The organism is Streptomyces pinistramenti, assembly GCF_020564935.1.
In the GTDB taxonomy this organism is placed as follows: Bacteria; Actinomycetota; Actinomycetes; order Streptomycetales; family Streptomycetaceae; genus Streptomyces; species Streptomyces pinistramenti.
Map to the genome: position 1 here is coordinate 267,358 of NZ_JAJCXB010000003.1, position 25,847 is coordinate 293,204.

At 73.0% G+C, this 25,847-nt stretch carries 18 protein-coding genes and 1 pseudogene; 9 read left to right on the plus strand and 10 right to left on the minus strand.

The genetic code is table 11. The annotated features are described in order from the left end of the window. Positions 1-72: 72 nt before the first annotated feature. Together LIU39_RS04160 and treZ are read right to left on the minus strand one after the other, a co-directional pair. Positions 73-1,638 carry a PucR family transcriptional regulator gene (locus LIU39_RS04160; RefSeq protein WP_227044654.1) on the minus strand — a complete coding sequence of 522 codons (1,566 nt, stop codon included), beginning with the start codon at positions 1,636-1,638 and terminating at the stop codon, positions 73-75. Between the two features lie 75 nt (positions 1,639-1,713). After that, on the minus strand, positions 1,714-3,483 hold the full coding sequence (gene treZ, locus LIU39_RS04165) for a malto-oligosyltrehalose trehalohydrolase (protein ID WP_227044655.1): 1,770 nt from the start codon (positions 3,481-3,483) through the stop codon (positions 1,714-1,716). A 243-nt stretch (positions 3,484-3,726) separates the two neighbouring features. Between treZ and LIU39_RS04170 the strand changes: the two genes are divergently transcribed. Next, on the plus strand, positions 3,727-4,284 hold the full coding sequence (locus LIU39_RS04170) for an FHA domain-containing protein (RefSeq protein ID WP_227044656.1): 558 nt from the start codon (positions 3,727-3,729) through the stop codon (positions 4,282-4,284). Positions 4,285-4,303: 19 nt separating this feature from the next. Here LIU39_RS04170 and otr(A) read toward each other — a convergent pair whose 3' ends face one another. Further along, positions 4,304-6,313, minus strand: coding sequence for a tetracycline resistance ribosomal protection protein Otr(A) (otr(A), locus tag LIU39_RS04175; RefSeq protein ID WP_227044658.1), 2,010 nt, complete (start codon positions 6,311-6,313; stop codon positions 4,304-4,306). Between the two features lie 157 nt (positions 6,314-6,470). Then, positions 6,471-8,987 (minus strand): malto-oligosyltrehalose synthase, encoded by a 2,517-nt coding sequence (gene treY, locus LIU39_RS04180; protein WP_227044660.1) that lies wholly within the window; start codon positions 8,985-8,987, stop codon positions 6,471-6,473. Positions 8,988-9,107: 120 nt separating this feature from the next. Between treY and LIU39_RS04185 the strand changes: the two are divergent. Then, a pseudogene (locus LIU39_RS04185) lies at positions 9,108-9,341 on the plus strand (MFS transporter); the annotation flags it as partial. Positions 9,342-9,442: 101 nt separating this feature from the next. Here the strand turns inward: LIU39_RS04185 and glgX are convergent. Beyond that, complete coding sequence (gene glgX / locus LIU39_RS04190; RefSeq protein ID WP_227044663.1) at positions 9,443-11,596, minus strand: glycogen debranching protein GlgX; 2,154 nt, start codon at positions 11,594-11,596, stop codon at positions 9,443-9,445. 634 nt (positions 11,597-12,230) lie between these two features. Here glgX and LIU39_RS04195 point away from each other — a divergent pair. After that, complete coding sequence (locus LIU39_RS04195) at positions 12,231-13,484, plus strand: DUF5919 domain-containing protein (protein ID WP_227044664.1); 1,254 nt, start codon at positions 12,231-12,233, stop codon at positions 13,482-13,484. A 102-nt stretch (positions 13,485-13,586) separates the two neighbouring features. Beyond that, positions 13,587-14,309, plus strand: a complete 723-nt coding sequence (locus LIU39_RS04200; RefSeq protein WP_227044666.1) for an exonuclease domain-containing protein — start codon at positions 13,587-13,589, stop codon at positions 14,307-14,309. Between the two features lie 92 nt (positions 14,310-14,401). Here LIU39_RS04200 and LIU39_RS04205 read toward each other — a convergent pair whose 3' ends face one another. After that, positions 14,402-15,292 carry an aminoglycoside phosphotransferase family protein gene (locus LIU39_RS04205; RefSeq protein WP_227044668.1) on the minus strand — a complete coding sequence of 297 codons (891 nt, stop codon included), beginning with the start codon at positions 15,290-15,292 and terminating at the stop codon, positions 14,402-14,404. A gap of 474 nt (positions 15,293-15,766) precedes the next feature. Here LIU39_RS04205 and LIU39_RS04210 point away from each other — a divergent pair, with 474 nt between their 5' ends. The 5 genes from LIU39_RS04210 to LIU39_RS04230 all read left to right on the plus strand — a co-directional run bounded on the left by LIU39_RS04210 (position 15,767) and on the right by LIU39_RS04230 (position 21,917). Further along, positions 15,767-16,708, plus strand: a complete 942-nt coding sequence (locus LIU39_RS04210) for a carbohydrate ABC transporter permease (protein WP_227044669.1) — start codon at positions 15,767-15,769, stop codon at positions 16,706-16,708. Next, positions 16,705-17,577 (plus strand): carbohydrate ABC transporter permease, encoded by an 873-nt coding sequence (locus LIU39_RS04215; RefSeq protein ID WP_227044671.1) that lies wholly within the window; start codon positions 16,705-16,707, stop codon positions 17,575-17,577. The genes LIU39_RS04210 and LIU39_RS04215 overlap by 4 nt, the downstream gene beginning before the upstream one ends. Next, a complete protein-coding gene (locus LIU39_RS04220) occupies positions 17,577-18,899 on the plus strand; it encodes an ABC transporter substrate-binding protein (RefSeq protein ID WP_227044673.1) in 1,323 nt (440 codons plus the stop codon). Before LIU39_RS04215 ends, LIU39_RS04220 begins: the two co-directional genes overlap by 1 nt. Before the next feature lie 398 nt (positions 18,900-19,297). Then, entirely contained in the window at positions 19,298-20,518 is a 1,221-nt protein-coding gene (locus LIU39_RS04225; RefSeq protein ID WP_227044677.1) for a S8 family peptidase, read from the plus strand. A gap of 289 nt (positions 20,519-20,807) precedes the next feature. Next, positions 20,808-21,917 carry a glycosyltransferase family 2 protein gene (locus LIU39_RS04230; RefSeq protein ID WP_227044678.1) on the plus strand — a complete coding sequence of 370 codons (1,110 nt, stop codon included), beginning with the start codon at positions 20,808-20,810 and terminating at the stop codon, positions 21,915-21,917. Positions 21,918-21,999: 82 nt separating this feature from the next. Here LIU39_RS04230 and LIU39_RS04235 read toward each other — a convergent pair whose 3' ends face one another. Genes LIU39_RS04235 through LIU39_RS04250 form a run of 4 tightly spaced genes read right to left on the minus strand, consistent with a single transcriptional unit; the run spans position 22,000 to position 25,730 of the window. Continuing rightward, positions 22,000-22,773 carry a sirohydrochlorin chelatase gene (locus tag LIU39_RS04235; RefSeq protein WP_227044680.1) on the minus strand — a complete coding sequence of 258 codons (774 nt, stop codon included), beginning with the start codon at positions 22,771-22,773 and terminating at the stop codon, positions 22,000-22,002. Between the two features lie 3 nt (positions 22,774-22,776). Further along, complete coding sequence (locus tag LIU39_RS04240) at positions 22,777-23,763, minus strand: ABC transporter permease (RefSeq protein WP_227044683.1); 987 nt, start codon at positions 23,761-23,763, stop codon at positions 22,777-22,779. Next, positions 23,750-24,580, minus strand: coding sequence for an ABC transporter ATP-binding protein (locus LIU39_RS04245; RefSeq protein WP_227044686.1), 831 nt, complete (start codon positions 24,578-24,580; stop codon positions 23,750-23,752). The genes LIU39_RS04240 and LIU39_RS04245 overlap by 14 nt, the downstream gene beginning before the upstream one ends. Before the next feature lie 40 nt (positions 24,581-24,620). Continuing rightward, positions 24,621-25,730 carry an aliphatic sulfonate ABC transporter substrate-binding protein gene (locus LIU39_RS04250; RefSeq protein ID WP_227044688.1) on the minus strand — a complete coding sequence of 370 codons (1,110 nt, stop codon included), beginning with the start codon at positions 25,728-25,730 and terminating at the stop codon, positions 24,621-24,623. Positions 25,731-25,847 lie beyond the last annotated feature (117 nt).

The window sequence follows — 25,847 nt, forward strand, 5'->3', positions numbered from 1 at the left end:
CAGTAAAGACGGTGGGGGAGGGGTGACGAAAGAGGTGGACGGGGTGGCGGGGCGGCGGAGTGGGGCCCGGCCTCATGGACGTTCCTGGCCGGGGCCGCGCGCGGGCGGGGTGCCGCCGCGGCGGATGCGGAGGGCGAGCCACAGGTCGAAGCGGTCGTCGGCGTCGTCGAGCCGCCGCCCGGTGAGGGCCATGACCTTGTCCAGGCGGTTGCGGACGGTGTGCCGGTGGACGCCGAGCCGCCGGCTGGTGGCGTCCCAGGCGCCGCCGGTCTCCAGCCAGGCCGCCAGGGTCGCCAGCAACTCCCCGCCGCTGTCCGCGAGATCGAGCGGGCCCAGCACGCTGTCCGTGTAGCCGAGCAGGGTGTGCCGGTCGCCCAGGCCGAGCAGCAGCCGGCTGGTCTCGCTCTGCCGGGCCTCGGCCGGCTCGCCCGCCGCCCGGCTCACGCCGAGCAGCCCCGCCGCCTGGCGCAGCGACACCCGGACCGACTCGGGCGCCGTGGCAGGACCGATACCGGCCGGGCGGTGCGGCGCGAACCTGCCGAGCACCTCGCGGATGCCCAGGTCCTCGCCCGCCACCGCCTCGACCGCCCCGCCCGCCACCCGGACCAGACCGCCGGGCAGCGCGAGCGCCAGCGCGGCGGCCAACTCCTGCGCCGCCGCCTCCCGCGCCCCGTCGTCAGGACCGCCCGGCGCCTCGACCACGATGCCGCGCACCCGGTCGGCGGCGAGGCCCACCGACGCCAGCAGGCCGCGGGCCCGCTCGGCGCCGGGCCCTTCGCCGGCCAGCAGCTCGGACAGCAGCGCCGACCTGCGGCGCCGTTCCGGCTCGTCGCGCAGATGACGGCGCTCAAGCTCCAGCGAGAGCAGCGAGACCAGGCCGGGCACCACCGAACGGGCCGCGCCGTCCGGGCGGCCGGTGAGCAGCAGCAGGCCGCGCAGCGTGCGGGCACCGAGCGGCTGGACCTCCAGCTGCCGGCCGGCGACCGTGCTGGCGGCGCTGCCGCGGAGCCCGCGGGCGGCGACCCGTTCGATCAGGTCGCGGGCCTCGTCCGGCGCCGCTCCGTCCGTCCCGGTGCCGGGGCCGCCGCCCGAGGCGAGCAGCCGGCCCAGCGGGTCGAGCACCGCGGCCCCCACACCGGTCGCCGCCGTCCACTCCTGGAGCATCGGCCGCAGCCCGTCGCCTGCGGCCGCCGCGGTCAGCCGGCGCTGGGTGGCGAACGCCCGCGCCAGCATCTCGCGCTGCTCGTGGGCCCGCGCGTCGAAGACCGCCTTGGTGACCGCGATGAACGGCACCTCGTCCGGCACGGTCAGCAGCGGCAGCCCGGCCGCACGCGCGGCGTCCACCAGCGGGCGCGGCGCCTCCTGGAACGGCAGCCCCTGGCCGAGCCCCAGCGCCAGGCAGGCCGCGCCGCCGTCGGCGACGTCCTGGACGTACGCCCGGCAGGCGGCGGGCTCCATCGGCAGCAACAGGCCGACGGACATCAGCAGTTCGCCGCCCTGTAGCCACTTGCCCGGTTGCCGCAGATCCGAGACGGTCGCCGCCTCGATGGTCCGCGCGCGCAGCGGCTCCGGGATGTCGTAGGCGGCGGACAGGGCGAGGCCGGGCCGGGCCAGCAGGTCGGAGATACGCAGGGGCATGGACGTAGTGTCCACCACGGGGGAGCCGGGTGGACGGTCGGGCGAGCGGGGCTCTTCCGGCCGGTGGAGGCCGGTTCAGGCCAGGATCACGGCCGACTCCGGGGGCAGTCGCAGCACGCCGTCGGGGCCGGGGTGTCCGGGCGCGGGCCAGCCGGCCAGCGGGCGCGGATCCGGTGTGCCCAGCGGCACCGCCGCGGTCTCCCCGGACAGGTTCACCGCCACCAGGACCGGGCCGCGGCGCAGCAGCAGCCACCGTGCCCGCTCGTCGTACGTGACGTGGGTGGCGGTCAGGTCGGGGTCGGTCAGCGCGGGCAGTTCGTGCCGCAGCGCGATCAGCGTGCGGTGCCAGGACAGCAGCGCGTCGTGCGGCGCGGTGGTGGCCTCGGTCCGGTCCAGGACGCAGCGCTCGCGGGTGGCCGGGTCCTGCGGGTCGGGCCGGCCGTCCGCCGAAGCGCCGTGCCCGCCCCGGCCGTGGGCGGCGAACTCCCGGCGCCGCCCGGCCCGTACGGCCTCGGCCAGTTCCGGGTCGGTGTGGTCGGTGAAGTACTGCCACGGGGTCCGCGCGCCCCACTCCTCGCCCATGAACAGCATCGGGGTGAAAGGACCGCACAGCACCAGCGCGGCCGCGCAGGCCAGCAGGCCGGGGGACACGGTGGCGGCGAGCCGGTCGCCGTGTGCCCGGTTGCCGATCTGGTCGTGGCTCTGCGCGTAGGCGAGCAGGCGGTGCGCGGGGGTGCGGTGCCGGTCCAGCGGTGCGCCGTGCGACCGGCCCCGGAAGCGGGAATAGCTGCCGTCGTGGAAGAAGCCGCCGGTCAGGGTCTTGGCGAGGGCGGCGAGCGGGGCGCGCGCGAAGTCGGCGTAGTAGCCCTGGGATTCGTCGGTCAGCGCGGTGTGCAGGGCGTGGTGGACATCGTCGTTCCACTGCGCGTGCAGCCCGTGGCCGCCGGCCGCGCGCGGCGTGCAGGTCCGCGGGTCGTTGAGATCGGACTCGGCGATCAGGAACAGCGGCCGCCGCAGGTGTCCGGCGAGCGCGTCCACCGCGGCGGACAGCTCCGCGAGGAAGTGCCGGGCGCGGGTGTCGCGCAGCGCGTGCACGGCGTCCAGACGGAGCCCGTCGATGCGGTAGTCGCGCAGCCAGCCGAGTGCACTGCCGACGAGGTACCGGCGCACCTCGTCGGAGCCGGGAGCGTCGAGGTTGACCGCGGCGCCCCACGGTGTGTGATGCGTCGCGGTGAAGTACGGGCCGAAGGACGGGAGGCAGTTGCCCGACGGGCCGAGGTGGTTGTGCACCACGTCGAGGACGACGCCGAGCCCGTGGCCGTGCGCCGCGTCCACGAACCGCTTGAGCCCGTCGGGACCGCCGTACGGTTCGTGCACCGCCCAGGGGGCGATCCCGTCGTAGCCCCAGCCGTGGGTGCCGGGGAAGGGGCAGACCGGCATCAGGGAGACGTGGGTGATGCCCAGGGCCGCGAGGTGCGCCAGGTGCGCGGCCGCGGCGTCGAAGGTGCCCTGCTGCGTGCACGTGCCGACGTGCAGTTCGTAGAGGACGGCGCCGGGGAGCGGGCGGCCCTGCCAGGGCTGTTGCCAGTCGAAGCGGGTGTGGTCGACGACGGCGCCGGGGCCGCCGGGTCCTTCCGGCAGCCGGGCCGCGCGCGGGTCGGGGAGCGGCGGGCCGCCGTCGATCCGGTAGGCGTAGCGGTCGCCGTGCCGGGCCGCCGCCTCGATGTGCCACCAGCCCTCGCGGGCGGTGTCGCGGGCCAGGGACAGTGCCCGTTCCCCGGCGCGCGCGCCCGCCCACCGGAGCGTGACCTGCGCGGCGTCCGGCGCCCACACCTCGAACAGCACGGCTGACTCCTTCGTCGTCGCCCGCGCCCGGTGCGCCGGACGACAGGTACGGCGCGACGCGGGTGCCCCGAAGGAAACACGCCGACGCGCCGCCCGCCGGGCCGACGTGGCGGGAGCGGCCGACAACGCGCCGGTCGGCCCGCGCCCGTTCGCGTCGTGCCGGTGCGTGCCCCGGGTGCGGCGTCCGCGCGGGACGGGTACCTCGCCTGGACAGCGGCTCGTGCGCGCCGGAGAATCACCGTCATGACTTCGCTCGATTTCCCCGCGCGGCCGGCGCGCCCGTCGGACGCGGACCGGGAACGTGCGCTGCACGTGCTGCGCGAGGGCGCGGCGGAGGGACGACTGTCCCAGGACACCTTTCTGCGGCGGCTCGAACTGGTCCTCACCGCCCAGGCGTGCTCCGAACTCTCCCTGGCCACGGCCGACTTGGAGAGCCGCGGCAAGGCCCAGGGTGCGGTGCTGCGGATGGTGGGCCGGATGTCGGCCTTCCACATCAGGATCCGCCGGGCCTGGCGCACGGAGCGGCTGCCCAAGCTGATGCTCCCGTCGCCGGGGCCCATCCCGCTGACGATCGGCCGGGCGCCGGGTGTCGGCCTCCGGCTGAACCACGAGACGGTGTCGCGCTCCCACGCCGCACTGCGCAGCGAGGGCAAGGGCTGGATGCTGCGCGACCTCGGCTCCACCAACGGCACCTGCGTCAACGGCCGCCGGGTGGTGGGCGAGGTGCCGGTGGGGCCCGGCGATCACATCACTTTCGGACATGTGGATTACGTCTTGACGGAGCGCGGAAACGGCCCCTGACGCCCCCGGCGGCCCCCGCTCAGCCGCCGGCGAACCCGCCCGGCAGGGACACCCCGGTCGGCAGCGGCCGGTCCCCCGACGGGTGCGAATTCCACCGCCCCTCGCCCCGGGTCAGCCCCGGCAGCAACTCCTCACAGACCCGGACCCGGCGGGCCGGCAGGACCCCGGACACCAGCCAGCGGTCCCGGCCGCCGGACGTCTCGCGGATGTCCGCGCCCTGCGCCGCCAGCCGCGCGCAGACCGCCGCGAGCGCATCGGCCGGCACCTCCGCGTCGAACGCGTGATACGGCTCGTGGACCCGGGTGCCCGCCCGGCGCAGCGCGCTGCGCAGCACCTGCGCCGTGGCCGTACGGAAGTCGCCCGCGCAGCTCAGCGGGCCGACGAATCCCGAACGGGTCAGCACCACCCGGCAGTCGGTCACCGCCCAGCCGTGCGGCCCGCGGCGCAGGCCCGTCAGGGCGCTCTCCTCGACGGCCTGGTGGAACGCGTGCGGCAGCGCGCCCAGCTCCGTCTCGTACGCGAAGACGGGGCCTGAGCCCGGGGCGCCGGGTTCGACCCGCAGGCCGACCGTGGCCCACGGGCCGTCGTGCTCGCGCCGGGCGATCTCGTGGCAGGACTCGCCGCTCCCGGCGGGCCGTTCGGTGCACACCACCCGGCTCGGCGCGAAGTCGGCGGCGATGCCGTGCTCGTCGTGGAGCGTGGCCGCGATGATCTCCTTCTGCACCTCGCCGTGCAGCAGCAGCGAGGTCGCACCGCCGTCGGCGGCACGGACCTGGAGCAGCGGGTTCTGGTCGGCCAGCGCCAGCAGCGCGCCGCGCAGCGCCGCCGCGTCGGCCGGACGGCGGGCCCTGACCAGGGTTTCCAGCGTCGGTGCGGGGAACAGCCGCCCCGGTACGACCCGTTGACCGCCCGCATCGGGAGTGTCCGCGGGGCCCAGCACGTCGCCGGTACGGATCCCGGGCAGGCCGCGCAGTACCGCGATGTTGCCCGGTGTGAGCGGGCCGCGTGCGCCGGGCGGTGCGCCGATGACGTCGAGGGCGGTGATCCGGCCGGTCAGAGTGGTGCTTGTGCCGTCCGGGCCCGTGCGGTGCAGGGCGCTCCGCTGGCGGGGCCGCAACTCGCCGTCGTAGAGCCGCACATGGGCGGTCCGCTCGCCGTGCGGCGGCTGCGTGACGGCGAACACCGTGCCGCGTGGCAGGCCCGTGCCGCCCGCCGGGGCCGGCGGGATCAGCCGGGCCATGCCGTCGATGAGCGCGCCGACGCCCTGGCCGCCGAGCGCCGAACCGAAGTACACCGGGTGCACCCCGCCGTCGGCGGTCCTGGCGGCCAGCGCCGCCCGCACCTCACGGATGCCGGGCGGCGGCCCGTCGACGAGCCGGGCGAGCAGCGCGTCGTCGGCCTCCGCGACGGTCTCGGCGAGCCGGTCGCGGGCCGCCGGATCGTCCAGGGTGTACGCCGTCACCCGGGCCTGCGCCGTGCCGGCCCCGGCGACGGCGGCCATCGGGACCGGCACCGGGACGAGGGCGCGGCGGATGTCGGCGAGCAGCTCCGCGTCGCGCGCGCCCGCCCGGTCGATCTTGTTGACGAAGAGCAGGGTCGGCAGCTGCAGCCGCCGCAGGGTCCGCATCAGGACGCGGGTGCCGGCCTGGACACCCTCGACGGCGGACAGCACCAGGACGGCGCCGTCGAGCACGCCCAGGGCGCGTTCGACCTCGGCGATGAAGTCGGAGTGGCCCGGTGTGTCGATGAGGTTGATCCGCACGTCGCCGACGGTGAAGGAGGCGACGGCCGCACGGATGGTGATGCCGCGCCGCCGCTCCAGCTCGCCGGTGTCGGTACGGGTGTCGCCCGCGTCGACGCTGCCGAGGCGCGCGAGGACGCCGGTGTCGAAGAGCAGCCGCTCGGTGAGGCTGGTCTTGCCCGCGTCGACGTGCGCCAGAATCCCGATGTTCAGGGTGTGGCGGACGGGGTCGGCGGATCCTGCGGCCGGAGTGTCACCGCAGCACGGTGTGGTCTTCCTGGAGTGCATGAGTGGTCGGGTCCTCGAAAACTGTCGTCAGGTCAGGGCACTGAGAAGCTCCGAGGAATTCGCGCATGACGATGCTCCCGAGGTGTGACGGCAGGTACCCGGCGATGCTCGCCGGGCGGCGGCGGGCGGCGCAACCGGATTTCCGCCGCCCGGCGCCTCACCCGCCCGTCTCCGGAACCGGCTCGTCCCCCTCCGGTACGAACAGGGCCACCGGCCACACCCCCAACAGGGCGCTCAGCCGCACCGCGTCGCCGCCCGCCACCACGCGGCCGGTCAGCAGCTCCCGCCACGGCCCGCCGCCCGGCAGCTCCAGAGAGGTGTCCCACCAGCCGCCGGTCTCCACCAGGCGCAGCGACAGCCGGGTCGCGACCGGCACCACCCGCCCGGCGCGGCAGAACGCCACACAGTGCGCGGCCGCGGGCCCCTGCGCGGGCAGCGGCTCGTACGCACCGGCGGCGCCGAACCACTCCGGATGCGCGCGCCGCAGCCGCAGCGCCATCGACGTCAGCCGCAGCTTCTCGGCGGAGAGGCCGATCGGCGCCGCGCCGTCGTCCAGCGCGTCGAGCAGCTCGGGCGCGAAGCGTGCGGGAGCCCGGTTGTCCGGGTCGACGAGGGCGGCGTACTCCCGCTCGGTGCCCTGGTAGAGGTCGGGAACGCCGGGCATCGTCAGGTGCAGCAGCGCGGCACCCAGCACATTGGCGCGGGTGAACGGCGCCAGCTCGTCGTCCAGCGCCCGCAGCGGGACGGCTGTGGGCCCGCACGGGCCGGTGCGGACGAACTCGGCGACGGCATCCTCGTAGGCCGGATCCGGTGCGGTCCAGGAGGTGCGCAGTCCCGCTTCCCGCACCGACTTGAGGAGCGCCGTGGTCAGCCGCCCGGCGTCCCCGCCCCCGGTGCCGGCCGACGGGCCGTCCGCTGACGGCGAGCCGAGACCGAAGGCGGTCTGCCAGGCGAGCCACGACACCCTGGCGTCCGGCCCGTCGGCGGGCGGCGATCCGGGCCCGTCGGTGGGCTGCGCGCCGACCTCGGACAGCAGGTCCCGCCACCGGTCGGGGCACTCGGACAGCACCGCGATCCGGGCCCGGACGTCGGCGCTGCGTTTGGTGTCGTGGGTGGAGAGCACCGTCGAGGTCGCCGGCCAGTCCCGCTGCACCCGGGCGCAGTACGCGTGGAACGCGTCGGGGCCGAGCGCCGGTTCGCCGGGGTCGCCGCCCACCTCGCAGGCGGACAGCAGCACCGGATAGCGGTAGAACGCGGTGTCCTCCACGGACTTGGCGTGCAGCGCCGACGCGGTCTGCGCGAACCGGGCGGCGAAGCCGGCGGGCGAGGCGCCGTCCGGCCCGCCCCCGAGGTGCGCCGTGCCGTCCGGTTGCGGTTCGCCGAGGCCCAGTGCCAGATCGCGGATCAGGTCCACCGACCGCGCCTCGTCGGCCACCCGGAACGTGGCCCGCGCGCCCTGTGCCGCCGCGTCGAGCAGCGCGGCGTTCCGCCCGGCGGCCGCCCCGTCGGCCGGGTAGGGGCGGTAGACGGGCAGCCGCACCAGGAGTTCGCGGACGGCCTGGCGCAGCGCCCACGGCGCGTGGTCGCCGCCGCCGGCGGCGAGGCGCGAGGCGGTCCGCACCAGCCGTTCGACCTCGGCGGCCAGTTCGTGCGTGACCACCTCGTACGCGGCCCGGCGTACCGTTTCCTCCCAGTCGCCGCCCTCGTCGGCCAGGGGGGTGGCGTGGTCGCGGTAGTGCGCGAACAGCCGGCCCGCGCCCTGGGGGCAGACGAAGAGGCCGTCGAGGTGGCGCAGCGCGTCGTAGCCGGTGGTTCCGGCGCAGGCCCAGCCGTCCGGCAGCCGTTCGCCGCCGGTGAGGATCTTCTCCACCACCGTCCGGCGCCCGCCGGAGGCGGTGTGCAGCCGCGCCAGATAGGCGGCGGGATCGGCCAGACCGTCGGGGTGGTCGACGCGCAGCCCGTCGATGACGCCCTCACGCAGCAGCCGCAGGACCGTGCCGTGCGTCGCGTGGAACACCTCCGGGTCCTCGACGCGCAGCCCGATCAGCTCCGAAATGGTGAAGAAGCGGCGGTAGTTGAGTTCACTGCGGGCCAGCCGCCACCAGGCGAGGCGGTACCACTGGGCGTCCAGGAGGCGGTCCTGCGGGAGGTGTTCGGTCCCCGGGCGCAGCGGAAAGGCGTGCTCCCGGTAGCGCAGCAGCCCGTCGTCGACGCGGAGGTGCGCCCGTTCGTCGGCGAGCCGCCCGCCGAGCACCGGCAGCAGCAGCCGGCCGCCGTGCGCCTCCCAGTCGATGTCGAACCAGCGCGCGGCGGGCGCTGTGGGGCCGTCCCGCAGTACCTGCCACAGCGGCCCGTTGAGCGACAGCGGAGCCGGGACGGCCATGTGGTTGGGCACGATGTCGACGATCAGCCCGAGGCCGTGCGAAGCGGCGGTGGCGGCCAGCGCCCGCAGCCCTTCCTCGCCGCCCAGCTCCGCCCGTACCGCTGCGTGGTCGACCACGTCGTAGCCGTGCGCGGAGCCGGGCACCGCTTCCAGGACCGGCGACAGAGGGAGGTGGGAGACGCCCAGCGCGGCGAGATGCGGGACGGCCTGGTCGGCGGCGGCGAACGGGACGTCCGGCTGGAGCTGGAGCCGGTAGGTGGCGGTCGGCGGCGGACTCGGTGGGCGTGTCATGGGAACACCCGTACCCCGTTGACGGCTTGTTGCTTCCTCCGACGCGAGGCGCCGCCCGGCCGCCCGCCTTCGTCCGTCCCGCCGCTGGGCCCGGCGGCGCCCCGTGGATGGCGTCGGGAGATGACCGCCGTCACCGCCTCCTACCGCCGGGTGATCGCGCTGGGCGGGCCGCTGCTGCCCGCCGTGTCCTTCCTCGGCAGGCTGCCCACCGCCATGTGCCGGCCGGGCAGCCTGCTGCTGGTGTCCCGGACGAGCGGCAGCCTGACCACGGCGGGCCTGGTGGGCGGCGCGCTCGCGGCCGGGCAGACCGCGGCGGGGCCGCTGATCGGCCGGCTGCTGCGGCCCGGCCGCCGCCTTCGCCGTCGCGGTCGGCGCGGCCGTCCTGGTCCTCGTCCTCGCCCTCCGCACCGGCGCCGACGGGGCCGCCCCCGGCCAGGCGTTCGGTCCGCCGCGTGTCAGGTAGGCCGCTGCAGCACCAGCAGGCTCCGGCCGCTGAGCGCCAGCTGATCGCCGGCCTTGACCCGGGCGCACGCCCCGTCGGCGGTCGCCCGCGGCCTGGCGGTGTCGACCACGATCCGCCACTGCCGTCCGTGGTGCGCCGGGACCGTGAACTCCTTCTCGTGCGCATGGGCGTTGAACAGCAGCAGGAACGAGTCGTCGGCGATCGGCTCGCCCCGGGGGCCAGGCTCCGAGATCGAGCTGCCGTTGAGGAACACCATCAGGGACTTGGCGTGCACCGACTGCCAGTCGCGCGGCCCCATCTCCTCGCCGCTCGCGGTGAACCAGGCGATGTCGGACAGCGCGTCGTGGGTTCCCTCCACCGGACGCCCCTGGAGGAATCGCCGGCGCCGGAAGACGGGATGGTCGCGCCGCAGCCACACCAGTTGCCGCACAAAAGCCGCCAACTCCCGCTTCCCGTCGTCCTCCTCACTCCCCTCAGCCCCAGAAGCACCGTCGCCCTCCGACGGCCACTGCACCCACGACAGCTCGTTGTCCTGGCAGTACGCGTTGTTGTTGCCGCGCTGGGTGCGTCCGAACTCGTCGCCGTGGCTGAGCATCGGCACGCCCTGCGACAGCATCAGCGTCGCGATGAAGTTCCGCGTCTGGCGGGCCCGCAGCGCGCGGATGCCCGGATCGTCGGTCGGGCCCTCGGCGCCGCAGTTCCAGGACCTGTTGAACTGCTCGCCGTCCCGGTTGTCCTCGCCGTTGTCCTCGTTGTGCTTGTCGTTGTACGCCACCAGGTCGTGCAGCGTGAACCCGTCGTGGCAGGTCACGAAGTTCACCGAGGCGATCGGGCGCCGGCCGTCGCCCTGGTAGAGGTCGGACGACCCGGTCAGCCGGGAGGCGAACTCGGCCAGCGTGCGCGGCTCGCCCCGCCACAGGTCCCGCACGGTGTCCCGGTACTTGCCGTTCCACTCCGTCCACAACGGAGGGAAGTTGCCCACCTGATAGCCGCCCTCGCCGACATCCCACGGCTCCGCGATCAGCTTCACCTGGCTGACGACCGGATCCTGGTGCACCAGGTCGAAGAACGACGACAGCCGGTCCACCTCGTGGAACTGCCGGGCCAGCGTCGCCGCCAGGTCGAACCGGAAGCCGTCGACGTGCATCTCCTGCACCCAGTAGCGCAGCGAGTCCATCACCAGCTGGAGGACGTGCGGGCTGCGCATCAGCAGGGAGTTCCCGGTGCCCGTGGTGTCCGTGTAGTGACGCCGGTCGTCCGAAAGGCGGTAGTACGAGGCGTTGTCCAGCCCCCGGAAGGACAGCGTCGGGCCCAGGTGATTGCCCTCGGCCGTGTGGTTGTAGACGACGTCGAGGATCACCTCGATCCCGGCACGGTGCAGCGCCCGCACCGCCGTCTTGAACTCCAGCACCTGCTGCCCGCGGTCGCCCCAGGAGGCGTAGGTGTTGTGCGGGGCGAAGAACCCGATGGTGTTGTAGCCCCAGTAGTTGGTGAGCCCGGCGTCCACCAGCCGGTGATCCTGGACGAACTGGTGCACCGGCATCAGCTCCAGCGCCGTGATCCCCAGCTTCGTCAGATGGCCGATGACCGCAGGGTGCGCCAGCGCCGCGTAGCTGCCGCGCAGCTCCTCCGGGAGGTCCGGGTGGCGCATCGTCAGGCCCTTCACGTGTGCCTCGTACAGCACCGTCTCGTGGTACGCGGTGCGCGGCGGCCGGTCGTCGCCCCAGTCGAAGTACGGGTTGACGACCACCGAGGCCATGGTGTGCGGCGCCGAGTCCAGGTCGTTGCGTGTCTCGGGCTGCCCGAAGTGGTAGCCGTAGACCGCCTCGTCCCAGTCGGTGCGGCCGCTCATCGCCCGCGCGTACGGGTCCAGGAGCAGCTTCGCGGAGTTGCAGCGGTGTCCGCGGGCCGGCTCGTACGGGCCGTGCACCCGGAAGCCGTAGCGCTGCCCCGGCATCACCCCGGGAAGGTAGGCGTGCCGCACGAAGGCGTCGGCCTCCCGCAGCTCGACGGCGGTCTCCGAACCGTCGTCGTGCAGCAGGCACAGTTCGATGCGCTTCGCGGCTTCGGAGAACACCGCGAAGTTGGTGCCGGCACCGTCATACGTGGCACCCAGCGGATACGTCTGTCCCGGCCAGACCTGCATGCGAGACTCTTCCACCTTCTCGTCGGGGGCTTCGGTGACTCCACGACACGCGTCCGCGGACCGCATCGGAATCCTTCCCCACCGTGCTGCCCGAAGGCGGCATATCGCGCAATCTTCGCCGGAAGGTGGGCAAATGAGGCGTCATATGGGGCCGTCGCTCCCGACGTACCGGCCGTCCCGCCGCAGGCGGGTACACCTCCTGTGACAGGCGCGGTACCGCCTACCGCACACAGGGCTACGGCACCAGTACTACTCCGGCCAATCGCAGACCGCCGCGCGACCGCCGTGCCCCGCGCCGGGTCAACGACGGCACCGCGAAACCACTCCATCGCGTGGCACGTCCACGGACTCCGGGACGGCCCGCCGACCGCGCGGACCAGCGGCGGTACCGGCCGGCGGCGCGGCTCCCGGTCCGGCGTCCCGCGGCCCGGCCGGGACGGCACCGCGGTGCCATCGGGGTGCCATCGGGGTGAAACCGATATGAATCCGCTCACGCCCGCCGTGTCCGCCCGGTACAAGAGGCAGTCAGAATAAGGGGAGTTGGTGGACGACTCGACCCATCCTGCTGCACCGCCTCCCGTGCCGCAGTAGTCTGCCTTGATCGTTGGCACGGAGGTTCGGAAGGCGGTGGCAGGTGAGCGGCGGGCTGGAGTTGCCCCCTGGTGACGAGGGTCACGAGGGCCATGAGGGCGGCTCCGTCGACGCACCGCCCGGCGCGGTGTCCCTGGCGCGTCCCCTGGAGATCGGCGCGGAACTGGACTGGGGCGCCGACGCCTGGACCGAGGTGCGCACCCGTGCCCGGCGGGCCGGTCGCGCCTACATCTGGCTGAATCTCGTCGAGCAGCGGCTGCGGGCCGTCGTCGCCGCGGTGCTGCGCCCCGTCTACGAGCCGGTGCACGGCGACGAATGGGTGATCGCCGCGGCCGGGCCCGCCGGTCAGGAATGGGTCCAGCGCGCGGTGGCGGTCCGTGAGGTCAGCCGCCGCAAGGGCTACCTCCTCGACCCGGCCGACGACAACATCGTCAGCTTCCTGACCCTCCCGCAGCTGCGCGAGCTGATGGTGCAGCACTGGCCCTGCTTCGAGCCGTACTTCGACGACCGCCGTGAGGTCGAACTGGCCCTCGACGAGCTGGAGGTCGCCCGCAACATCGTCTCCCGCAACCGTGCGCTCTCCGAGACCGTCCTCGCCCAGGCCGAGCGCGCGTCCGCCCGGCTGCTGGACATACTCGGCTCCGGAATCGGCACCCGCAGTTCGGGCCGGCTGCCCATCGACGCCGTCGAAGACCTGGTGGGCGACCGCTACGCCGACGTCGTCGGGGTGCACGCCGACCGGGTGCGGCTCCAGCGCCAGCTGCCCGCGGAGGACCTCTTCGGGGGCGCACGCCGGCTCGACGCGGTGGGGATAGGGCTGAACCTCCTCGTCCAGAACTACTCAGGGCGGCGCCTGGTCAGGCTCGCCGAGTCCGGCTGCCGCATCCGCCTGCTCTTCCTCAACCCCGCCAGCAGCGCCGTCCGCCGCCGCGAGCGCGAAATAGGGCTGAAGAAGGGCGAGATGAGCCGCTCCATCGAGATGAACATCCTGCACATGCGGCGCGTGCGGGCCCGCCTGCGCGACCCGGGCGCCTTCGAGATCCAGGTCTTCGACGAGACCCCGCGCTTCACCGCGTACCTCGTCGACGGCGACGGGCCCGACGGCCTGGCCGTCGTCCAGACCTACCTCCGCAGGAGCCGCGGCATGGAGTCCCCGGTCCTCGTGCTGCGCGGCGGCGGGCGCGAGGTGGTCCGCCAGACCGCGGGCCGGGAGGGCAGCGACGGCGAGGCCGGTCTTTTCGAGACCTACCGCGAGGAATTCGAGAGCGAGTGGGCGGACTCCCGGCCGGTTTCCTGACCTGGTCGCGGCCGCCTGCGGGCGGCGGGCGCCGGACCGGTTGTCAGTGCTGCATGCGAGAGTGTGCGAGCAACGGGGGACGCATCACCGAAGGAGGCCGCCATGAGCTGGCATCAGGACCTATTGGTCGGATTCGACCTGGAGACCACAGGCACCGACGTCGAGCGGGACCGCATCGTCACGGCGGCGCTCATCCGTCTTGAGGGCGGCGGCCGGGCGGCGGCCCGGCAGACCTGGCTGCTCGACCCCGGCGTGCCGGTACCGGACGAGGCGGCGGCCATTCACGGCATGTCGACCGCGTACGTCCAGGAACACGGTGCGCCGCCGATGACCGCGATAGAGGAGATCACCGAAGCCCTCGCGGACGCGCTGCGCGCCGACATCCCGCTGGTGGTGATGAACGCCCGGTACGACCTCTCGCTGCTGGACCGCGAATGCCGCCGGCACGGCCTGCGCACCCTGACCGAACGCCTTGGGCACGTCCCCGCGCCGGTGATCGACCCGCTGATCCTCGACAAGCACGTCGACCGCTTCCGCAAGGGCAAGCGCGCCCTCCAGGCGCTCTGCGTGCACTACGGCGTACCGCTGAACGCCGCACACGAAGCGGGCGCGGACGCCGCGGCGGCGGCCGGAGTCGCGCGCCGGATCGGCGAGAAGTACCCCGCCGTCGCGGGGCCTTCACCGCGCGCCCTGCACTCCCTCCAGGAGACCGCGGCCGCCGAACAGGCCGCCGACTTCCAGGCGTACCTGCGGCGCTCCGGCAATCCCGAGGCGATAGTCGAGGCGGCCTGGCCGCTGATTCCGTACCAGAGGACGCACGGCTGATCCGGCCCGGGGAGCGGCGGCAGGGCCGTGGGCGCCGAGCCGGATCCCTCTCGGCCGGGCGGTCCGGCGGCGCCGTCGCCACCGAGCGCCGGTCAGAAGGGATACCACCGCACGGCCGCGTCCTTCTCCCGCAGGGAGGCGATGCGGCGGGTGAACTCCTTGCGGGCGGCCGGGTTGCCCGGCGCGTGCTGGGAGACCCAGGCGCAGCTCGCCGTCTCCCGGGAGCCGCGCAGCACCGCGCAGCCCTCCCAGTCCCGTACGTCCCAGCCGTAGACCGAGACGAAGGTGTCGTACGCCTCGGCCGCCAGACCGTAGCGGTCGCGGCTCAGCGCCATCACGACGAGGTCGTGCTCCCGCAGATCGGAGGAGAAGGTCTCCAGGTCGACCAGGACCGGTCCTTCGGGGCCGACATGGACGTTGCGGGTGAGCGCGTCGCCGTGGATGGGGCCGCGGGCCAGGTGCGGCTCCAGCGCGCCGGCGGCCAGGGCGAACGCGTCCCTGCGGCCGCGCAGATACTCCGCGTCCTGCGGGGAAACCGCGTCGCCCGCCAGCCGGAGCCCGCGTTCGACGCCGCCGAGCAGTTCGCGGCGCGGCAGCCGGAACGGCGGTTCCGGCAGGGCGTGCACCGACCGCAGCAGGGCGGCCAGGTCGCCGGGGGCCGCGGGCCTGACGGCCTCCGGCAGCCGCCGCCAGTACGTCACGGGATGTCCGTCGGCCAGCTGCGCCGCCGGCTCGGCGGCCCGGACGGCGGGCACCCCGGAGTCTTCGAGCCAGCGGGCCACGGCGAGTTCACGCTCGGCGCGTTCCAGGAGTTCGGCGCTGCGGCCCACCCGGATGACCGGGCCGCTGTCGCCGAGCGCGAAGACGGCGTTCTCGCCCAGCGAGAGCAGCCGGGCGTCCGCCGCGGCTTCCGGTCGTCCGGCGGCGGCCAGGACGGCACGGGCGCGTGCCTCGGTGAAGGCGCCGGGGCTCGGTTGGGTCATCGTGCTGCCTCCTGCGGTGCGTGATCGCGACCAGTCTCGCAGGTCCGGGAATCCGCCCAGGCGGGGAGATCCTTCACGGAATCCGGTCGGATGCTTGACCGCGGGTGCGCCCCTCACGACGATGACGGCGGCCGCCTGCCCCGAAACCCCTCCGGACGACCGCGCCCGCCGAAGGGAGACGCGCTGCGCCGGCCCGCACCGGGACTCCCGGCACACGAGCGAGCAGCACATGAACGGGCAGAACACGAGCGAGCAGGACGTGAACGGACAGGACGCCGGCAGGAGCGCGGTCGCACCGTCCTCACGGAGGGGGATCGGGCAGGCGGCGGCACCCGGGGGAACGGGAGGGGGAGTCGTGACGGCAGCAGTGCTGACGGCCCGAGAATCCGGCGCGGCATGCCCGATGACGGATCCGGGGCGGCGGCCGAGGCGCCGGGGCCGCCGGGCCGCGGCACGTACCGAGGAGCCCCCGCTGTGACCCTCGCGACCGCGCAACGGCGGTCCACCGCAGCGGGCTCCGGCCGCACCGCCGGTCTCCGCAGGGATCACGGCGCATGGTTCCTCGTGCTGCCCGCCCTGCTCCCCATCCTGGTGCTGAGCGTCGGCCCGCTGCTCTACGGCATCGGGCTGGCGTTCACCGACGCACAGTCGGGCCGTACCCGCTCCACCCGGTGGACCGGGCTGCTCAATTTCTCCGACCTCCTCCACGACACGCTGTTCTGGGACTCGTTCCGGATCGGGCTGCTGTGGGCCGTCGGTGTCACCGTCCCGCAGTTCTTCCTGGCGCTCGGCCTCGCGCTGCTGCTCAACCTCGACCTGCGGATGCGCTGGCCGGCCCGCGCGCTGGCGATCATCCCGTGGGCGATGCCCGAGGTGGTCGTGGGCATCATGTGGCGGCTGGTGTACCACCCGGACGCAGGGTTCCTCAACGAAGCGCTGCGCGGCCTCGGGCTGTCCGGTGCCACCGGCGGCCGGGACTGGCTGAGCGGGCTGGCCACCGCGCTGCCCGCGGTCATCGTCGTCGGCGTCTGGGCCGGGATGCCGCAGACCACGGTCTCCCTGCTGGCCGGGCTGCAGAACGTCCCCCAGGAGCTGCACGAGGCCGTCGCGATGGACGGCGCGGGCGCCTGGCGCCGTTTCCGCACGGTCACCTGGCCCGTCCTCCGCCCCATCGCACTCGCCGTCACCGCCCTCAACTTCATCTGGAACGTCAACTCGTTCGCGCTGGTCTACGTCCTGACCGACGGCGGCCCCGGCGGCCGCACCCGGCTGCCGATGCTGTTCGCCTACGAAGAGGCGTTCCGCTACGGCCAGTTCGGGTACGCCGCGGCGATGGGCCTTGCGATGGTCGCGGTGATCTCGGTCCTGCTGGCCGTCTATCTGGCGGGCCGGCTCAAGGGGGCGGACGACGCATGAGCCGGCCGACCGGACACCGTGCCGCGGCCCGGGGGCGCCCGCAGCGCACAGCGGGCCGCGTCGCGCAGTATGCCGCGCTCCTGGCCTACCTCCTCTTCCTCGCCTTCCCGTTCCTGTGGCTGCTCTCCACCGCCTTCAAGCCACCGCGCGAGCTGGCCCGGGTCCATCCCACCTGGATCCCGGACGCGCCCACCCTGGAGAACTTCCGGAGCGCCTTCGACGAGCAACCGCTGCTGCCCGCCGCTGCCAACAGCCTGTTCGCCGCCGCGGTTTCCGCAGTGCTCGCGATGGTGCTCGCGACCCCGACGGCGTACGTCTTGGCGCGCCACCGCAGCCGCTTCTCCCATGCCGCCACGGGATGGGTGGTGATCAGCCAGGCGTTCCCGCTGGTGCTGGTGATCATCCCGTTGTTCCTGATCCTCAAGAACCTCCAACTCGTGGACTCCCGGGGCGGCCTGATCCTGGTCTACGTCGTGTGGTCGCTGCCGTTCGCCCTGTGGATGCTCACCGGATACGTCCGGGCGGTGCCGCCCGAACTGGAGGAGGCGGCGGCCGTGGACGGCGCGGGCCGGCTCCGTACGCTGGTGTCGGTGACCGCGCCGCTGCTCGTCCCCGGCATCGTCGCCACGGCGCTGTTCGCCTTCATCACCGCGTGGAACGAGTTCTTCTTCGCGCTGGTCCTGCTCAAATCCCCCGGGAAACAGACCCTCCCCGTGGTGCTCACCCACTTCCTCGGGTCGGAGGGCGTCGCCGACCTCGGCCCGCTCGCCGCCGCCGCGCTCCTCGCCACCCTCCCCGGCCTGGTCCTCTTCGCCGCCGTCCAGCGGCGGATCACGGGCGGGATGCTCGCCGGGGCGGTGAAGGGCTGATGCGCAGGCAACTGCCCGCGTCCCGGCCCGGCATCGGCCGCAGAGGGCTGCTCGCGGCCGCCGCCGCGCTGCCCGCAGCGGCCCTGTCGGCCGGCTGCTCCGGCGGGCCGCCGCCCGCGCGCGGCGGCCGGATCACCCTGCGCTTCCAATCGCTCGCCTGGCAGCGGGACTCGGTCAGGACGAACAAGAGGCTGGTCGCCGAGTGGAACGCCCGGCACCCCGACGTCCAGGTGGCGTACGTCCAGGGCGCCTGGCCGACCGTCCACGACCAGTTGCTGACCTCCTTCGAGGGCGGGGAGGCGCCGGACATCATCCATGACGCGTCCGACGACCTCGCGGAATTCGCCTACGGCGGCGACCTCGCCGACCTCACGCCGCTGCTGCCGGACCGCCTCCGGCGCGACATTCCGCGACAGAGCTGGGCCGCCGGCACCTTCGACGGGCGGATCCACGGCATCCCGTTCCTCCAGGAGCCACGGGTGCTGATCGCCAACCGTGCCCTGCTGCGGCGCTCCAAAGTGCGCCTTCCCGAACCCGAACACCCCTGGACGTGGGACGAGTTCGCGGCGACGGCCCGGCGGCTGACCCGCGGCAGCACGTACGGGGTGGCCTGGCCGCTGAAGGAACCGGTCTCCGTCACCCTCGACCTCGCGCTGTCCACCGGGGGCCGGGTCTTCCACCGCCGCCCCGACGGCAGGACGGAGATCCGTTTCGACGCCGCGGACCAGGTGGTGCCGCGCCTCATCCACGACCAGGTGAACGTCGACCGCAGCGCGGCCCGTTCCACCCTCGGCATGGGCGGCTCGGACACCCTGCCCGGCTTCTTCGCGGGCCGGTACGCGATGGTGCCGCTCGGCTTCTCGTACCGTCAGCAGATCGTCCAGCAGGCGCCCAGGGGCTTCGATTGGACGGTGCTGCCCGCGCCCAAGGGCACCACGTCGGACCAGGGGGTCAGCCCGCAGACTCTGTCGGTGGCCGAGCGCTGCCCGCACAAGGAGGAGGCGATGGCCTTCATCGACTTCCTCCTCAGCCCGCCCAACATGGTGCGGCTCGCCCTGGGGGACTGGCTGCTGCCGACGGGTCAGAAGGCTCTCGCGGACCCGGCGCTGCGGGTCGCCCGTCACGACCGGGCGACCGGCACGGCACTCGCCGGCTCGCTGCGCCCCGCTCCCGCGCAGTCCGTCCGCGGCTATCCGGAATGGAAGGACAAGCTCGCGACGCCGGGCCTCCAGGAGTACTTCAGCGGCGGGATCGACGAGAAGACCCTGCGGGGGCGCCTCGTCGATGACGGGAATCTGGTGCTGGCGCGCTATCAGCGCTGAATGCGGGGCCCGGTGGACGAACGGTCCCTGGAGGCGGCAGGTGTGACGGGTCGACGGCCCGGGGAATGCTTTCCATACGAACGGCACGCATCTTTCGGCGCGCGATCCTGTCACATCAACAGGGTGTCGGGGGAGGGGATTCCCGTTCTGTTGCCGTGTATTGCCGCAATGTAAACGGAGTTGAGTCCTGAATATTCAACTACCCGGGCCTTATTGACCGCTTAGGGTCGATTTCGGCTTTATGCAGGGTTGTTGCTTATCTCACACGGCCCGGCTGACCTTGAATTGAACTCGTCAATCCGACATGGTTTCGAACCAGTCCGGTGCAGATGCTCCTGTCGAACCGGGCTGTTGCGCAACGCTTTCCCCCCACACCACGAACGAGGAGAACCCTCGCAATGGCTCACAAGCGTTCCAGCAAGAAGCGGCTCGTCACGGCGATAACCGCCGCGGTCGCCGCCACTGGTATCGCCGCCGTCACCGCGGTCACCGCCGGTGCCTCGCCCGCCGCCGAAGGCAAGATCTACGGCGCCGAGGCCAAGGGTGCCGTGAACGGCAGCTACATCGTCATGCTCAAGAAGTCGGTCAGCAGCGCCTCGGTCGGCGCCGCCGAGCACAAGGACCTCGCCTCCAAGTACGGCGGCAAGGTCAGGCGGAACTACACCGCGGCCCTCGACGGCTTCTCGGCCACCGGCCTGAGCGCCGACGAGGCCAAGCGCCTCGCCGCCGACCCGGCCGTCGACAAGGTCGTGCAGAACAAGAAGTTCCACATCGACGCCACCCAGGACAACCCCCCGTCGTGGGGCCTGGACCGCATCGACCAGACGGACACCCAGGGCGACAAGAAGTACACCTACCCGGACAGCGCGGGTGAGGGCGCCACCGCCTACGTCATCGACACCGGCGTGCGCATCTCGCACAAGGACTTCGGGGGCCGTGCGTCCTCCGGCTTCGACGCCGTGGACGGCGACAACGATGCCAACGACGGCAACGGCCACGGCACGCACGTCGCCGGGACCATCGCCGGTGCCAAGTACGGCGTCGCCAAGAAGGCCAAGATCGTGGCCGTCCGCGTACTGGACGACCAGGGCTCCGGCACCACCGAGCAGGTCGTTGCCGGAATCGACTGGGTGACCAAGAACCACAAGGGCCCCTCGGTGGCCAACATGTCGCTCGGCGGCGGCGCCGACGAGGCGCTCGACGCGGCCGTGAAGAAGGCCATCGCCTCCGGCGTGACCTTCGCCGTCGCGGCGGGCAACGAATCCGCCGACGCCTCGCAGGGCTCCCCGGCGCGGGTGAAGGAGGCCATCACGGTCGCCTCCAGCACCAACAAGGACGAGCAGTCCGACTTCTCCAACTTCGGCAGCGCCGTGGACCTTTACGCGCCCGGCTCCGACATCACGTCGGACTGGAACACCGATGACAACGCGACCAACACCATCTCCGGCACGTCCATGGCCACCCCGCACGTCGTGGGTGCCGCCGCGGTCTACCTGGGCGCCCACAAGGACGCCAAGCCGGACGAGGTCGCCAAGGCCCTGACCGACGGCGCCACGCCCGACAAGATCTCGAACGCGAGCCAGGGCACGCCCAACAAGCTGCTGAAGGTCGTCGAGTAATCGGCTCCACCTCCGCAGCACCACACGCCGGCCGCCGCGCTCGCCCCCACGGGGCGCGGCGGCCGGCGCTTTGCTGTGCCATGACGTCGTGCTGTGCCACAACATCTCGCCGCCGAACCGGAGTTATCCACAGGAGGGTTCCTCCGGAAACGGTCAACGCGCCATCCGGCTACGGTCGGTCACATGCACGGAGGACTGCCGTTCATCGGCATCAGCACCATCGTCTACGGCCTGATCGGTCTGGCCACACTCGTGGCCGGCTCGGTCCGCAGCACAGGGGGAGTTCGGCATGCACACCATCACCGTCATCGTTCCCGCGCACAACGAGGAGGAGGGACTGCCGGCCACGCTGGAATCGCTGGCGCGGCAAACGGCCCCGCCTGACCGCGTCCTCGTCGTGGACGACGCGTCCACGGACCGCACGGGAGAGGTGGCCGCGTCACACGGCGTCACCGTCCTGCGCCCGCCCCAGAATCTCGGGAGCAAGGCCAAGGCGCAGAACTTCGCACTGCCGCACTGCACCACGGACCTCGTCCTGGCCGTCGACGCGGACACCGTCCTCGCGCCGGATTACATCGAGACCGTCGTACCCGTCTTCGACGACCCGGCCGTCACCGTCGCCGCCGGCACGGTCCGCACCCGCCACACGCGCACGATCTGGGAACGCGGCCGGTCCACCGAGTATCTCTTCGGCTTCCACTGGCAACGCCCCATCCAGGCGCGCGCCAACAGCCCCATGGTGTGCTCGGGTTGCTGCTCCGTCTTCCGCCGCGACGACCTGGCCGCGTTCGGCGGATTTCCCGAACGCACCATCGTCGAGGACATGGATTACACGTGGTCCCAGCAGATCGCGGGACGCAAGGCGGTCTACGTCGCCGACGCGGTGGCGCTGGCCGCCGACCCCGAGGAGCTGACCTATCTGCGCAAGCAGGTCTGGCGCTGGATGGCCGGCTTCTGCCAGAACGTCCGGCTGCATCTCGGCGGGCTCGTCCGGCACAAGCCCCTGCTGGCGGTCTGGGTGCTGCTCGCCCTGCTGGAGATCGTCACCGCGCCGCTGTGGTGGGCGGCGCCGTTCGCCGCCGCGGTGACGACGGATCAGCCTCTCGCCGTCACCTTCGGCTGGTGGGCAGGTGCGGACCTCCTCCTGACCGCACCACCACTCGTCTACGCCGCCCACCGCCGCAAACTCCCGCTGTCCGGCGTGCTGGTGAACCTGCCTTGCGTCTACGCGACGAAGGCCGTCAACCTCGTCTACGCCTGGAAGGCCCTGCTCGTGGAACTGCTGCTGGTGCCGCTCGGCCTGGCCCGTGGCCTGACCGTCTACGAAAAGGGCCGGGCCGATACGCCGACGGCCGCAGCGCGCGATGGGACGGCCGCCCTGGCGGGGGCGGGCGGGTGACGCGGGTGCCCGGGGGCGTGTCGGCCGCCGAAACGGCAGCCGACCGGTCTCGCGACGGCCGCGAGGAGGTCCCGCGTGCGACTCAGGCGATGAGCGCGGGCAGCCGCGGCAGGGCGTCCCGTGCGGGAGCCGAGGCGTCGTAGCGGCGGAGCAGGAGCCGGGCCAGTTCGGGGGCCGGGCCGAGCACCGGACCCAGGATGTCGGCCCCGGCCTCCCGGGCGCCGCGGGCGATGCGGTCCGGGAGGCGGCCGGGGGCGATGACGTACGGGGCGACGGCGACGCGGGCGGCGCCGTCGCCACGTAGGGCCCGCACGGCGTCCGCCGTACGGGGCAGAGATGCGGAGGCGAACGCAGGTCGCACGGCACACCATCCAGCGGTGCGCTGCCACTCCCGCGCGGTTTCAGCGATCACTGCGATCGCCTCCGGGTCACTGGAGCCCGCCGAGGCCAGGACGACCCCGGTCGAGCGGCGGTCGCCGGGCCGCAGCCCGGCTTCCTCCAGCCGCCGCTCCAGCGCGGCGGTCAGGAGGGCGGAAGGGCCGAGCACGTCGGCCTGGTGCACGGTCAGCTGCGGCAACCGGGAGGTGGCCTCCCGCAGTGCCGCAGGGATATCGGACTTCGCGTGGAAGGCGCGGGTGAGGAGGAGAGGCAGCGCCACGACGTCCCGCACACCCTCGGCCGACAGCCGCTCCAGTGCCCGGGGCACGGCGGGCGCGTTGAAGTCGAGGTAGCCGACCTCGACCCGCAGCCCCGGGCACAGTGCCCGCACCCGCGCGCAGAGCGCGGAGACGGTCGCCGCGTGCCGCGGGTCGCGACTGCCGTGGGCGATGACGAGGAGGGGGGGAGGCGTGTCCATCGGTCAGCTCTTCACGAGGAGCCCGCGGCTGCGCAGCACCCGCCGCTCGATCGGGGCGAAGATCAGCAATTCGATGCCGATACCGACGATGAGGATCAGCAGGATCGCGGCCAGCACCCAGGACATGTCCTGGAACTCGCGGCCCTGCTCCAGGAGTTGGCCGAGCCCGGTACCCAGGTCCGGGGCGTTGACGATGAGTTCGGCGGCCATCAGGGAACGCCAGGAGAACGCCCAGCCCTGCTTCAGACCGGCGAGATAGCCGGGCAGCGAGGCCGGCAGCAGGACGTGCCGTACGCCCGCGAGACCCGTCGCACCGAGGGTGCGGCCCGCACGCAAGTAGAGAGGAGAGATCTGGTCGACACCGGCCACCAGGCCGTTGGCGATGGACGGGACGGCGCCGAGCAGCACCACCGCGTAGATGGTGGCGTCGCTCAGCCCGAACCAGATGATGGCGGCCGGCACCCAGGCCACCGACGGCAGCGACTGCAGTCCGCTGAGGATCGGGCCGATGGCGGCGCGTACCGCCTTGACCCGGGCGACGACCAGGCCGAGCGCGGTGCCGATCACGACCGAAGCCAGGAAGCCGAGCGCGCCGCGCGAGACGCTGGTCCACACAAAGCTCAGCAGGGTGCCCTCAAGCCACTTCTCCTGGAGCGACCGGCCGACGTCGACCGGGCTCGGCAGCAGGTAGTGCGGCTTGAGTTGGAAGTGGTAGGCGAGCTGCCACAGCCCCAGCACGATGACGACGGCGATGAGGGGAGGGAAAGCCTTCGATGCGAGGGAACGCAGCCAAGGCTGCCGGTCGACGACCGTGGATTCGAGGGCGTCGAGCCCGGCCTCAAGACCGGCGAGGTCTCCGGACGTGTCGTTGGCCGGCCCGCCGGCGGGCCGGGCCGGGCCGGTCGCAGTCCCGGCGTCCGTGGCGGATCCGGCCTCCGCGGCCCCGGGAGTCCCGTCGTCGGAGTGGGCCCTGGTGTCAGTGCTGGCCATGGCGGCGGATCTCCCCACGCAGCTGTTCGGTGATCTCGACGGAGAGGTCCGCGACCGCGGAGTCCTCGATGCGGCGCGGCTGCGGGATGTCGACCTGCCATTCGCGGGCGACCCGGCCGGGGCGTGAGGACAGCAGCACCACCCGCTCGGCGAGCCGTACCGCCTCGCGGACGTTGTGGGTGACGAAGAGGACGGACAGGCCGCCGGCGGCGGAGCCGCCCTCGTTCGACACCCGCCAGATCTGGGTCAGTTCGTCGTGCAGCACGTCACGGGTGATGGCGTCCAGTGCGGCGAACGGCTCGTCCATCAGCAGCAGCCGGCTGTCCTGGGCGAGCGCGCGGGCCATCGCCACGCGCTGGCGCATGCCGCCCGACAGTTCATGGACCCGCTTGCCGTACGCGCCCTTGAGCCGGACGAGTTCGAGCAGCCGCTCGGCCTCCTCGCGGCGCTCCGCGCGCGGCACCCCGCGCAGTCGCAGCGCCAGCTCGATGTTGCGTCCCGCCGTCAGCCAGGGGAACAGGGCGTGTTCCTGGAACATCAGCGCCGGTCGGCCGCCGGGCGTCTCGATCGAGCCGGCCGACGGTGCGTCCAGCCCGGCCACGAGATTGAGCAGGGTCGACTTTCCGCAGCCGGATGCCCCCAGGAGGCAGACGAACGCGCCCGGCGCGACATCGATGCTGATGTCGTCCAGTACGTGCTGCTGCGCGCCGGGACGGCCGAACGACTTCGAGACATGGTCGATGCGAGCGGCGTACGAAGCTGTGGGGCCCGCATCCGGCGCCGTGGTGTGCTGCTTGGTGAGGGTGGTGGTCGTCATCGGTGTCACCTCCTGGGGTACTGCGGTGCTGGAGCGGGGGCTACTTGCTGCCGAGGCCGGCGTCGTCGACGGCCGGCTTGCCCTCGGCCTTGAGGACCTTGTTCAGCAGCCGCAGGTCGTAGATGCCCTTGAGGTCGGGCTTCTTCAGCAGGCCGGCCTTGACGGCGTGGTCCGCCTCCTGCTGGAGGGTGGCGGCCAGCGGGTCATCGGTGATGTCGGTGTTCTTGAACGCCGGGTCGATGATGCCGGCGGGCAGCGCCTTGCCGGAGATCTGCGGGTCGGAGAGCTTGTCGTTGAGCGCCTGCCGCGCCTCGTCGGGGTGCGCGTGGATCCAGGCGTTCGTCTTGACGGAAGCGCGCAGTACGGCCTCCACCGCCTTGGGGTGCTCCTTGAGAAACTTCTGCGAGACGATCATGTTCGTGATGACGAACTTGCCGTCCTTCCACAGCTTCTTCTCGTCCAGCAGCGTCTTGCCTCCGACGCTGACGAGCTTGGCCGCGGTCGGCTCGGGCACCCACGCGGCGTCGATGCTGCCCTGCTGGAAGGCGGTCGGCGTCACCTTGTTCTCGGTGCGCTGGACGGTGACGTCGCTCTTGCCCGTGGTGGGGTCGACCCGGTAGCCCTTCTCGGCCAGGTAGTTGAGCAGCGCCACGTCCTGGGTGTTGCCCAGCTGCGGGGTCGCGATCGTCTTGCCCTTGAGGTCGTCCAGGCTCTTGATCTTCTTGGGGTCGACGACCAGCGAGACGCCGCCGGATGCCGAGCCGCCGATGATCTTCAGACTCTTGCCGTGGGACTTGGTCCAGCCGTTGATCGCGGGGGAGGGGCCGATCCAGCCGACGTCGATGGCGCCGGAGTTGAGCGCCTCGATCTCGGCGGGGCCCGCGTTGAAGACGGACGACTGCACCTTCGTGCCGCCCAACTCCTTCTGGAATATCCCCTTTTGCAGGCCGACCAGCGGAGTGGCGTGGGTGGTGTTGCCGAAGAAGCCGATCTTCACGTCGTCGAGACCGTCGGTCTTCGGGCCCTTGGCGCCCACATCGGCCGCGGAATCCTTCTTGGCCTCGGAGCCGTAGCCGCAGGCGCTCAACGCCCCGAGCAGCAGCGGGACGGTGACGGCGGCCGCCAGAAGGCGGTGTCGGACGGCAGGCACGGGAGGCGTTCCTCTCGTAGGGCCGGGTCAGTACGCGCCCCTTCAGGGCACGCCCGGCGGTTCAATGGATCTTCGGAAGGGCGGGTTCGGGCACACGGAGTGAAGCATCGTCAGCGC